We start from the raw sequence: 3,237 nt of genomic DNA, 5'->3' as shown, positions 1-3,237 counted from the left end.
GCGCACCCCCGCCATATCGGCGGGCTCGCCTCGGCACTCGCCGCCAAGGCCGAAAGGGCGCCGGCTGAGATCACCGAGGGCATGCGCATGGGCGCGATGCTGCCGATGGATGGCGGCAGCCTGCTCGGCAAGCGGCCGAATGCCGTGCAGCCTGATCCGGCCACACTGCCGGCGGAGCATCTCCTGCATCTCATCCTGCAGGACTGTTCGAGCTGCCACTCGAAGTTCCGGCAGAAGGTGGAGTGAGCCTGGCCTTCCGTAGCGGCGTTTGCCAAAAATTAACTTGTTGAGCTGACGCTAATATGATGACCAAGAACCTCAACAACGCCACCCCCGACTCTCCGATCCAGGAGGTCAGGCCTTCGCTGGTCGGCAAGGTGGCGCCGGCGCTGTTTCCGCTGGTCGTCGCGGCGCTCGGCTATCTCATCGGCCGGCAGTTCTTTGGATTCTGAGGCGCCGAGCCGCGGGATCAGATCGCAGGCGAAGAACCGTTGCCCTTCGCCGGCATTCGATCTCTCCTTCCCATGCCTGCCCCCTGCCCTAGCTTCTCCTGGAAGGAGGACTGCATGGCGATCTATGGCCTTAGAGTGGTGAGCTTCATCTTCGCGGCGCTGGCCTTCGTGCCGGCGGGGGCGCATTTCTTTTCGATGTACAGCAAACTGAAGCTCGACGGCACCAGCTATCTCGCCGCGCAGCGCGCCTATGACGGCTGGAGCCTGTTCGGTATCGTCGTGCTGGGCGCCTTGCTGTCGAGCGCGGCACTGGCGGTCGTGCTCTATCGCTCAGGCGGTGCCTTCGGCCTTGTGGCGCTCGCCTTCATCGCCATCGGCGCCACGCAATTCGTGTTCTGGAGCTTCACCTTTCCGGTAAACCGGGCGACCCGCAATTGGTCCATGCTGCCCGACAATTGGGAAATGCTCAGGCGGCAATGGGAATATTCGCATGCGGCCGCGGCCTGCCTCAACGCGCTGGCGCTGCTGTTGCTGTTCCTCTCGGCACTGCGCCTCGACGCGCGGACAGCGTGAGGGCTTCGGCTGGGGAATGATTGTAAAACGTTGCTGGGAACCGGAGGCCGTACACGTTGGTCCTAGGCCCTAGGTCGCTATTGCCCAAGTATTAGCATGAGCGCATGTTCAAGCAGCCGGCGAGGTCGCAGAAGCCGGTCAGGCCCGGCGGCCAACCCATACATCACCCCCCCTCGGCGGCCGGGCCACCTAACTTCCCGAAAGTGATGAGGTACGATCCCGGTCGCCGGAGAGTTGCGGCGGCGGAGGGATTGGCGACGCAAACCTTCCGGCGCCGGGGCCAGCCGGGGGCGCGAAAAATCGATGCGGAGGCAACAAATGCCTCAGCGCTCCGTCGAAGCAAAAGCTTTTGGCTCAGGGAGCCTTAGAAATGGTGGTGGCGGCGAGCGCCCCAAGCTTGCCCGCCTTGAGCAGTACCGGCCTGGCGTAGGTCTTCTTCACGGAATCCCTCCTTCAGCAGCTGCCAAACTTTCCTCTGCTTCGCCGCTCCTGTCAACGCACCGAGGTTGAGCGGCCTGGGACGGACCTCTGTTCACGCCTGTGATAGCCCCAGCCGACTCAACGAACGCCTGGCACTGGCGCTTTGGTGGAAAATGCGGGATCAATCGACTGCCAGGGAAACGTTGCCGATGTGCAATCTCTACAACATCACCACCAGCCAGGAGGCGATCCGCCAGTGGACGCGCGCCCTGCGCGACGTCATCGGCAACCTCGAACCCTCGGTCGACATCTACCCGAACCAGTTCGCCCCGGTGGTGCGGAACGCCGCCGACGGCACGCGCGAACTCGCCACTCTGCGCTGGGGCATGCCGACACCGCCGGAGCGCATGCGCGGCAATGCCGATTCCGGCACCACCAACATCCGCAACCCGCAATACGCCCACTGGATGCCTTACCTTGGCATCGAGAACCGATGCGTGGTGCCGGTGACGAGTTTCGCCGAGCCCTCGCCCCAGCCTGGCGACAAGGACCCCGAGACCGGCGTGCAGAAGAACTTCTGGTTCGCGCGCGGCGAAGATCGACCGCTGTTCTTCTTCGCCGGCCTGTGGACGCCCTGGCAGGGCGTGCGCAAGGTCAAGGAAGGGCCGGGCGACCACCAGCTCTACGGCTTCCTGACCACCAGGCCCAATGCGCTGATCGCGCCGATCCACGAGAAGGCGATGCCGGTGATCCTGACCACCCCGGAAGAGACCGAGACGTGGCTGACCGCGCCATGGCCGGAGGCGCGGAAGCTGCAGCGGCCAGCGCCTGACGACGCGCTGGTGATCGTCGAGAAGCCGGCGACGCAGATCAAGTTTCCCGCCGAGCCGCCGGCGCAGGGGTCTTTGTTTTAGAAACCAAAGCCGGCAAATGGCCGACCCCTTTATTGCTCATCCCGCCACACGACCCGCCGCACCGTCCTTATTTCGGCAAGCCTTCTCACCCGAATGCCTTGCCTCTCCCCCGCCGTCGGGCTCTGCGTCTCGGCGTGCATGAATTCGTTCTTGCCGCAGCGCTCGCAGCGCATCTTGCTGCCCACGAGGTCAGGTTCGATGTCGCCGAAAATCTTCAGCAGATCGTCGGGCTGATACCAACGCTTGACGTTGCAGAGTCCGCAGCGGACGAGCACGAGTTGCCCGATCTCGTGGGCATTGCTGAGCCGCCGCCCGCCGCCGCGCTTTCGTCTTCCGTCAGTATCAGGCATGACTAATAATAGGAACGCATTCCTCGTTTGGTCAATTCGCCCTTGACATTTTTGTTCCCTTTTTGTTCACTGCGCACATAACGTATGAGGAGCAGCCGGGATGGACCAGATCGTGACACTGGACGGCCGCCAGGAGGCCGCGCTTCAGGCTGTGGCCGACAAGTTCATCGCGCTCCACAAGGGCGACCCCATGAAGGCGCTGAAGGAGATGATCGTGCTCAACGGGCACCTTCAGGAACAGCTCGATGCGCTGCAGGTTTCAAGGAGGCGGCAATGAGCATCCTGCTCGACGCCGAAGCGCAGGCTGAATTGCAGGCCGAGGCCGAGAAGCTGATCGCCCGCTACGCGAGCCCGCTGGAGACGGTGAAGGCGCTGATGGCCTACAATTGCGAGTTGGAAACACAAATCCTCGCGCTCGCTCACCGCCACCCGGAGCTGGTGTCGCTGAGCTATGACGATACTCCGGCGATAATCGGCTGAAGCCATGTCCGCGACGGCGCGGTTGTCCACGCCGTCGCGGACATGGCT

General features: G+C 63.5%; 6 protein-coding genes and 1 pseudogene. 6 read left to right on the top strand and 1 reads right to left on the bottom strand.

Annotated features, from left to right (window positions below):
* From EN742_RS29140 to EN742_RS29130, 4 genes and pseudogenes are all read left to right on the top strand, one after another.
* Positions 1-246: pseudogene (locus tag EN742_RS29140) on the top strand (cytochrome c); the annotation flags it as partial.
* Positions 247-305: 59 nt separating this feature from the next.
* Positions 306-452 (top strand): hypothetical protein, encoded by a 147-nt coding sequence (locus EN742_RS38315; protein ID WP_189347754.1) that lies wholly within the window; start codon positions 306-308, stop codon positions 450-452.
* A 114-nt stretch (positions 453-566) separates the two neighbouring features.
* The gene (locus tag EN742_RS29135) at positions 567-1,025 is read left to right on the top strand and encodes a hypothetical protein (protein WP_126055466.1); all 459 of its coding nucleotides are present in this window, start codon (positions 567-569) and stop codon (positions 1,023-1,025) included.
* Between the two features lie 629 nt (positions 1,026-1,654).
* The gene (locus EN742_RS29130; RefSeq protein WP_128333568.1) at positions 1,655-2,359 is read left to right on the top strand and encodes an SOS response-associated peptidase; all 705 of its coding nucleotides are present in this window, start codon (positions 1,655-1,657) and stop codon (positions 2,357-2,359) included.
* A gap of 29 nt (positions 2,360-2,388) precedes the next feature.
* On the opposite strand, the gene EN742_RS29125 is transcribed toward EN742_RS29130, so the two are convergent.
* Positions 2,389-2,709 carry a hypothetical protein gene (locus tag EN742_RS29125; protein ID WP_127406964.1) on the bottom strand — a complete coding sequence of 107 codons (321 nt, stop codon included), beginning with the start codon at positions 2,707-2,709 and terminating at the stop codon, positions 2,389-2,391.
* A 100-nt stretch (positions 2,710-2,809) separates the two neighbouring features.
* Here EN742_RS29125 and EN742_RS29120 point away from each other — a divergent pair, with 100 nt between their 5' ends.
* A complete protein-coding gene (locus tag EN742_RS29120; protein WP_126055469.1) occupies positions 2,810-2,986 on the top strand; it encodes a hypothetical protein in 177 nt (58 codons plus the stop codon).
* Positions 2,983-3,189, top strand: coding sequence for a hypothetical protein (locus EN742_RS29115; protein ID WP_127406963.1), 207 nt, complete (start codon positions 2,983-2,985; stop codon positions 3,187-3,189). The genes EN742_RS29120 and EN742_RS29115 overlap by 4 nt, the downstream gene beginning before the upstream one ends.
* The last annotated feature ends 48 nt before the right edge of the window (positions 3,190-3,237 follow it).

The sequence above is a fragment of the Mesorhizobium sp. M4A.F.Ca.ET.020.02.1.1 genome, assembly GCF_004022645.1.
GTDB lineage: Bacteria > Pseudomonadota > Alphaproteobacteria > Rhizobiales > Rhizobiaceae > Mesorhizobium.
This window is presented reverse-complemented; position numbering and strand designations above follow the sequence as displayed.